This window comes from Methylobacterium isbiliense, from assembly GCF_022179325.1.
GTDB classification, from domain to species: Bacteria; Pseudomonadota; Alphaproteobacteria; order Rhizobiales; family Beijerinckiaceae; genus Methylobacterium; species Methylobacterium isbiliense.
The window spans coordinates 1-6,147 of sequence record NZ_BPQQ01000152.1; the positions used below are offsets into that span (position 1 = coordinate 1).

A 6,147-nucleotide genomic window follows, 5' to 3' on the forward strand; every position below is an offset into this window, starting at 1 on the left:
TCGCCCGGGCGGTGGGATCGAACGATGAGCTGGCGCTCGTCGCTCGATCCCACCGCCCGGGCGAGCCCCGCCTCGACCAGGCGTTCGGTGAGCGCGTCGAGTTCGCGCTTCATCGCCTCGCGACCCGTCTCGATCTCCGCCCGCACCTCGCCGAGGGTGCGGCCGCGGATGCGGGCGTTGAGGAAGTTCGACGCCTCCTGCAGGGCCCCCGCGGGCAGGCCCGGCGGCAGGTCGAGGAGGCGGTTCTCCACCGACCCGTCGTCCGAGACGAGCACCACCAGGGCGCGGCCGGGATCGAGCCGCACGAACTCGACGTGGCGCAGGTTGGCGTTCTGCTTCGTGGTCATCACGACGCCGGCCCCCCGCGAGATGCCGGAGAGCAGGACCGACGCCTCGGTGAGCGCGCTCTCGAAGGTGTGGCGCGAAGCGGCGGCGCGCATCTGCGCCTCGATGCGCCCCTGCTCCTCCTGTCCGACATCGCCGAGTTCGAGCAGGGCATCCACGAAGAAGCGCAGGCCCGTCTCGGTCGGCAGCCGGCCGGCGCTGGTGTGGGGCGCGTAGATCAGCCCCGCATGCTCCAGATCCGCCATCACGTTGCGCACCGAGGCCGGCGAGAGCGCCATCGGCAGGATGCGGGCGAGATTGCGCGAGCCCACCGGCTCGCCCGTCGCGAGGTAGCTCTCGACGATCTGGCGGAAGATCTCGCGCGAGCGGTCGTTCAACTCGGCGAGGCTGCGGGCTTGGCCGGCGCCGGCCGGCAGGGGAGGGAGGTCGCGCGTGTTCATCAACCGATGGAACTGACAGGGCGGACAGTGTGAGGCTGCGGCGCGGCGTGTGCAAGCGCACAGCGCCGCGCCGCGTCGCCGCTGCGGGCGCGATCGGACCGTTCCGGGTCAGACTGCGTTCATCCCTGCGCTCCCATCCTGCGCTCCCGTGAGCTTCCGGGCTCGCATGCGTCCAGACCCTCGGAGCAAGCCATGCTGACCACCATCGCGTTCGTCGCCCGCGCGCGCCGGCTCCTCGCCGTCGCGGCGCTCCTGGCCGCCGGCCTCGTCTTCGGTGCGCCCGGCACCGCGCAGGCCGCGCCCTTCGCGCCCGCGCCCGCCATCGCCCAGACCGCGGGCTCGCCCCTGATCGAGGTCCGGCACGGACGCCATCACGGCTGGGGCCACCGGCACCACCACCGCCACTGGCACCACCGGCACCATCACCGGCACTGGGGCCACCGCCACCATCATCACCGCCACTGGGGCCACCGGCACCACCGCCACTACCGCTACTGAGCGGCGCCCCCCGGCCCGGGTGCGCGTCGCGCGTCCGGGCCGATCCGCTCCCGGCTTGCCGCTGCGGGCGCCAGCGCCTATGAGCGCGGGCTCGTTCTGGAGTGAGGAGAGCCCGATGCGTCCGTCCAAGCGTGCGCCCGACGAGATGCGCAAGGTCACGCTGGAGCGCGGCGTCGCGCGCTATGCCGAGGGCTCCTGCCTCGTCACCTTCGGGGAGACGCGGGTGCTCTGCACCGCCTCGCTGGAGGAGCGCGGCCCGCCGTGGCTGCGCGGATCCGGCAAGGGCTGGGTCACGGCCGAGTACGCCATGCTCCCGCGCGCCACCCACGAGCGCAACCGGCGCGAGGTGAATGCGGGCAAGCCGTCCGGCCGCACCCAGGAGATCCAGCGGCTGATCGGCCGCTCGCTGCGGGCCGTGGTCAACCTGCCGGCGATCGGCGAGCGCCAGATCGTGATCGATTGCGACGTGCTGCAGGCGGATGGCGGCACCCGCACCGCCTCCATCACCGGCGCCTGGGTGGCGCTGCACGAGTGCTTCACCTGGATGCGCGGACGCTCGATCATCTCGGTCGACCCGATGCGCGACCACGTGGCGGCGGTCTCCTGCGGCATCCACAAGGGCACGCCGATCCTCGACCTCGACTACGACGAGGATTCGGCGGCCGATACCGACGCCAACTTCGTCATCACCGGGACAGGCGGCCTCGTCGAGGTGCAGGGCACCGCCGAGGCCGCGCCATTCTCGGAGGAGGAATTTCTGGGGCTGCTGCGCCTGGCCAAAGGCGGCGTGGCGCAGCTCGTCGCGCTGCAGAAGCAGGCGGTGGCCTGATGGGCCGGCTCCTCTCCGGCCGGGTCGTGATCGCAACCCACAACAGCGGCAAGCTCACGGAGATGCGCGAGCTGCTCGCGCCCTTCGGGGTCGAGGCCGTCTCGGCGGGCGAGCTGAATCTGCCCGAGCCGGAGGAGACCGGCACGATGTTCGCCGAGAACGCGGCGATCAAGGCGCGCAGCGCCGCCGCGGCCACCGGCCTTCCCGCCTTCGCGGACGATTCCGGCCTCTGCGTCGCGGCGCTCGACGGGGCGCCTGGCCTGTTCTCGGCCCGCTGGTCCGGCGGCTCGAAGGATTTTTCCGGCGCGATGGCGCGCATCGAGCGCGAGCTGGCGGCACGCGGCGCCACGAACCGCCGGGCGCACTTCGTCTCGGCGCTCGTCCTGGCGTGGCCGGACGGGCACGAGGAGCTGTTCGAGGGACGGGTCTTCGGCGATCTGGTCTGGCCGCCGCGCGGCACGCGCGGCTTCGGCTACGACCCGATGTTCAAGCCCGACGAGAGCCCGCTCACCTTCGGCGAACTCGGCGCCGAGGAGAAGCACGGCATCGACTGGGAGCGGGGCGAGGCGCTGTCGCACCGCGCGCGCGCCTTCCTGTCTCTCGCGGCGGCCTGCCTGCGCCGCCCGGGCTGAACCCGCTCGTGACACCCTCCTCCCGGCGGGGAGGAGGGGCCTGCGGGCGAGGTCCGTTCAGTCCTCAGACGACTTCGAGACCGACATCGACGTTACCGCGGGTGGCGTTCGAGTAGGGGCAGACCTGATGCGCCTTCTCGACCAGCGTCTGCGCGGTCGCGCGGTCGAGACCGGGCAGCGAGATCTTCAGGTTGGCGGTGATGCCGAAGCCGCCCTCGGAGCGCGGGCCGATGCCGACCGTGGCGGTCACGGTGGTGTCGGCCGGGACCTGAATCTTCTCCTGGCCGCCGACGAACTTCATGGCACCGAGGAAGCAGGCCGAGTAGCCGGCCGCGAAGAGCTGCTCGGGGTTGTTGCCCTCGCCGCCGCCGCCGCCGAGTTCCTTCGGCGTCGTCAGCTTGACGTCGAGGCTGCCGTCCTGGGTCTTGGCACGACCGTCGCGGCCGCCGGTGGCGGTGGCCTGGGTGGTGTACTTCACGTCGACCGGCATCGAAGCTCTCCGTGGCTGGACGGGCGGATCTCGCCCGAAGGATCCGGCGGCCGTTCGGCCACCGGACGTTCAGTTAGCGTGCAATGTGATTTTTTGCAATTTGTTTTCCGCCCCCATCGTCGCTATCGTGGCGGTTGTGCGCCATCGGGGCGCTCATCCCACATTGCTCCCGGCCGCGGCCGGTCCCGCGCGCCATCGCGCAAGGAGGCGGACATGTCAGGCCCTCACGCCCAGACCCCGGCTCCCTCGACGGGCGAGAGCGACCTGCATCTCGCCACCCAGATCTGTTTCGCCGTCTATTCCGCCGCGCACGCCTTCAACCGCATCTACAAGCCCCTGCTCGACGGCCTCGGCCTGACCTATCCGCAATATCTCGTCCTCCTCCTGCTTTGGGAAGAGGACGGCCAGACGATGAAGACCATCGGGCAGCGGCTCTACCTCGATTCCGGAACGCTCACGCCGCTGATGAAGCGGCTCGAGACGGCGGGCTTCGTGTCGCGCAGCCGCGATGCGCAGGACGAGCGGCTGATGCGCATCACGCTGACGGAGACCGGCCGGATGCTGCGCCAGAAGGCGCTGCCGTTTCCAGACGCGATCGTGTGCGCGACAGGCCAGTCGCCCGCGCGGCTGAAGCTCCTGCGCGACGAGATCGTGGGGTTGCGCGACGCGCTGCATGCCAATGCCGCGCCGGACCGCGGCGTCGCCTGACCGACCTCGCATGTGCGCAAGCGCACTGCGCGAACCGGGCAGTACCCGCGAGGTCTCCCGCCGCACGGCCGGCTGACCATCTCTTGCCCGTCCGACGGACGCTCGCGCCGCGCGAGCCCCGGATCCCACCCGACGGGGGCCGCGCGCCGGCCCCGTTCTGGAGCACACCTCGCACCATGGCGACAGATTCCCTCTTCGAACCCCTGACCCTCGGGGCGATCCGCCTCGACCACCGCGTCGTGATGGCGCCGCTGACGCGCATGCGCTCGCGCCAGCCGGGCGACGTGCCCCAGCCCCTCAACGCCGCCTATTACGGCCAGCGCGCGAGCCGCGGCGGCCTCGTGATCGCCGAGGCGACCGACATCGCCGAGCAGGCCCGCGGCTATCCGGGAGCGCCGGGCATCTATTCGCCCGAGCAGATCGCCGGCTGGCGCGGCGTCGCCGAGGCCGTCCATGCGGCGGGCGGCTTTCTGTTCGTTCAGATCTGGCACACGGGCCGGGTCTCGCATTCCTCGATGCAGCCGGGCGGTGCCCTGCCGGTGGCGCCCTCCGCGGTGGCGGCCCCTGGCCAGCACATGGACCGTCAGTTCAACCCGGTGCCGTTCGAGACTCCGCGGGCGCTCGACGAGGCTGAGATCGCCGACCTCGTCGGCCTCTTCCGGCAGGCGGCGCTCAACGCCCGCGAGGCCGGCGCGGACGGCGTCGAGATTCACGGCGCGAACGGCTACCTGATCGACCAGTTCCTGCAGGATTCGACCAACCGGCGCAGCGACCGCTACGGCGGGCCGATCGAGAACCGCGCCCGCTTCCTGCTGGAGGTGGTGGATGCGGTGGCCGGCGCGATCGGCGCGGACCGGGTCGGGGTGCGCATCTCGCCCTGGGGCCGCTTCAACGGCATGAAGGACAGCGACCCGGGCGCGCTGTTCGACCACGTCGCGGCCGAACTCGGCCGGCGCGGCCTCGCCTACCTGCACGTCGTGGAGCCGCGGGCGGACCAGACCAGCGACACCAACGCCCTCGACCCGAACGCGCCCGACGCCGCCTCGCGCGTCAAGGCGCAGTTCGGCGGCCCGCTGATCGCAGCCGGCGGCTTCACGCCCGAATCCGCCGCCGCCGCGGTGGCGAGCGGGCACGTGGATGCGGTGGCGTTCGGGCGCCTGTTCATCGCCAATCCGGACCTGCCGGAGCGGATCCGCCGCGGCGCGGGCTTCAACCGCTACGACCGCACCACCTTCTACGGCGGCGACGCCCGGGGCTACATCGACTACCCGGCGCTGGGCGACGCGGCCTGAGCGCAAGCCTTCCGCCGGGCGCTCAGCCCGGCGGCGGCTCGGTCGGACTGGCGTCGGGGGCGGGCGGCGCATGGTCGGCCCGCCACTGCGCAAAAAGGCTCTGGAGCACCGAGACGGTGTCGCGCACCGCCTTCGCCTCGTCCTCGACGGACACGCCCTCCGAGACGGAGTTGCGGGTCGTGAGGAGCGCGCGCTCCTCGATCTCGCTTAGGCGATCGAGGAAATCCGGCCGCTCGGCGAGCAGGCTCAGGGCATCGCCCATCGCGGTGGCGAGCGTCGTGGCGAGGAGGCCCGCGGTGGCGACGTCGCCCACCGAGGCCTCGTAGGGCTCGGGCGTCTCCTCGTCGTCCTCCTCGGTCTCCGCATCGGCGGCGGCCTGCAGGCCCTCCACCAGGGCCTCGACGAGTTCGACCACGGTGTCGTCGGGCAGGGCAAGGCGCACCGCCGGCTCCGGCTCCTCGCCGGTGAAGCCTGCGGTGCCCAGCGTCACCTGAAGGATGCCCGGACGGCGCAGGCTGAGCGCCATCAGGGCGTTGGCGTAGATCGTCGGCGCGTCGGACGGCATCCGGAAACTCTGCGCGGGGCGGCCGGGCTCAGGCCCCGGCGAAGCCCATACTCTTGTGCGCCGGCAGTTCGATGTCGATCCCGAGGGTCGGGATGCCGCCGCGGCGATCCATGCTGATCTTCACCTTCTCGCCGTCGACGGCCACGTGCTTGGCGATGGCCGCCAGCACGTCCTCGCGCAGCGAGGCGATCAGGTCGCGCCGGCCGAACACGGAGCGCTCCTGGGCGAGCAGGAGCTTGAGGCGGTCGCGCGCCGCGGGCGCCGACCCCCTGCGGGAGCGCAAGCCCAGGCGTTTCATGCGGCCCTCCGGGGGAGAAAGCGGTCGAAGAAGGACTTGCGCTCGGCCGG

General features: G+C 72.2%; 9 protein-coding genes. 5 read left to right on the forward strand and 4 right to left on the reverse strand.

Annotation, left to right across the window (positions count from 1 at the left end; all coding sequences use genetic code 11):
- Positions 1–785, reverse strand: a 785-nt coding sequence (gene hrcA, locus MFF61_RS33515) for a heat-inducible transcriptional repressor HrcA (RefSeq protein WP_238242139.1), incomplete at its 3' end; no start/stop codon positions are given.
- A gap of 192 nt (positions 786–977) precedes the next feature.
- Here hrcA and MFF61_RS33520 point away from each other — a divergent pair.
- The 3 genes from MFF61_RS33520 to rdgB all read left to right on the forward strand — a co-directional run bounded on the left by MFF61_RS33520 (position 978) and on the right by rdgB (position 2,744).
- Positions 978–1,283 carry a hypothetical protein gene (locus MFF61_RS33520; RefSeq protein ID WP_238242141.1) on the forward strand — a complete coding sequence of 102 codons (306 nt, stop codon included), beginning with the start codon at positions 978–980 and terminating at the stop codon, positions 1,281–1,283.
- A gap of 115 nt (positions 1,284–1,398) precedes the next feature.
- Positions 1,399–2,112, forward strand: coding sequence for a ribonuclease PH (gene rph / locus MFF61_RS33525; RefSeq protein WP_238242142.1), 714 nt, complete (start codon positions 1,399–1,401; stop codon positions 2,110–2,112).
- Entirely contained in the window at positions 2,112–2,744 is a 633-nt protein-coding gene (gene rdgB, locus MFF61_RS33530; protein ID WP_238242153.1) for an RdgB/HAM1 family non-canonical purine NTP pyrophosphatase, read from the forward strand. The genes rph and rdgB overlap by 1 nt, the downstream gene beginning before the upstream one ends.
- Positions 2,745–2,808: 64 nt before the next feature.
- On the opposite strand, the gene MFF61_RS33535 is transcribed toward rdgB, so the two are convergent.
- Positions 2,809–3,234 (reverse strand): organic hydroperoxide resistance protein, encoded by a 426-nt coding sequence (locus tag MFF61_RS33535; RefSeq protein WP_238242156.1) that lies wholly within the window; start codon positions 3,232–3,234, stop codon positions 2,809–2,811.
- A 213-nt stretch (positions 3,235–3,447) separates the two neighbouring features.
- On the opposite strand from MFF61_RS33535, the gene MFF61_RS33540 reads away from it, so the two are divergent.
- Positions 3,448–3,942, forward strand: a complete 495-nt coding sequence (locus MFF61_RS33540) for a MarR family winged helix-turn-helix transcriptional regulator (RefSeq protein ID WP_238242157.1) — start codon at positions 3,448–3,450, stop codon at positions 3,940–3,942.
- 176 nt (positions 3,943–4,118) lie between these two features.
- Entirely contained in the window at positions 4,119–5,234 is a 1,116-nt protein-coding gene (locus MFF61_RS33545) for an alkene reductase (RefSeq protein ID WP_238242159.1), read from the forward strand.
- A gap of 22 nt (positions 5,235–5,256) precedes the next feature.
- Here MFF61_RS33545 and MFF61_RS33550 read toward each other — a convergent pair whose 3' ends face one another.
- Both MFF61_RS33550 and minE read right to left on the reverse strand, forming a co-directional pair.
- The gene (locus MFF61_RS33550) at positions 5,257–5,799 is read right to left on the reverse strand and encodes a hypothetical protein (protein WP_238242161.1); all 543 of its coding nucleotides are present in this window, start codon (positions 5,797–5,799) and stop codon (positions 5,257–5,259) included.
- 28 nt (positions 5,800–5,827) lie between these two features.
- Entirely contained in the window at positions 5,828–6,097 is a 270-nt protein-coding gene (gene minE, locus MFF61_RS33555; RefSeq protein ID WP_238242163.1) for a cell division topological specificity factor MinE, read from the reverse strand.
- Between the last annotated feature and the right edge of the window lie 50 nt (positions 6,098–6,147).

Coding starts and splice junctions, on each gene's coding strand:
- MFF61_RS33540 (WP_238242157.1), top strand. CDS start 3,448: ATGTCAGGCCCTCACGCCCAGACCCCGGCTCCCTCGACGGGCGAGAGC.
- rdgB (WP_238242153.1), top strand. CDS start 2,112: ATGGGCCGGCTCCTCTCCGGCCGGGTCGTGATCGCAACCCACAACAGC.
- MFF61_RS33520 (WP_238242141.1), top strand. CDS start 978: ATGCTGACCACCATCGCGTTCGTCGCCCGCGCGCGCCGGCTCCTCGCC.
- MFF61_RS33535 (WP_238242156.1), bottom strand. CDS start 3,234: ATGCCGGTCGACGTGAAGTACACCACCCAGGCCACCGCCACCGGCGGC.
- MFF61_RS33550 (WP_238242161.1), bottom strand. CDS start 5,799: ATGCCGTCCGACGCGCCGACGATCTACGCCAACGCCCTGATGGCGCTC.
- MFF61_RS33545 (WP_238242159.1), top strand. CDS start 4,119: ATGGCGACAGATTCCCTCTTCGAACCCCTGACCCTCGGGGCGATCCGC.
- minE (WP_238242163.1), bottom strand. CDS start 6,097: ATGAAACGCCTGGGCTTGCGCTCCCGCAGGGGGTCGGCGCCCGCGGCG.
- rph (WP_238242142.1), top strand. CDS start 1,399: ATGCGTCCGTCCAAGCGTGCGCCCGACGAGATGCGCAAGGTCACGCTG.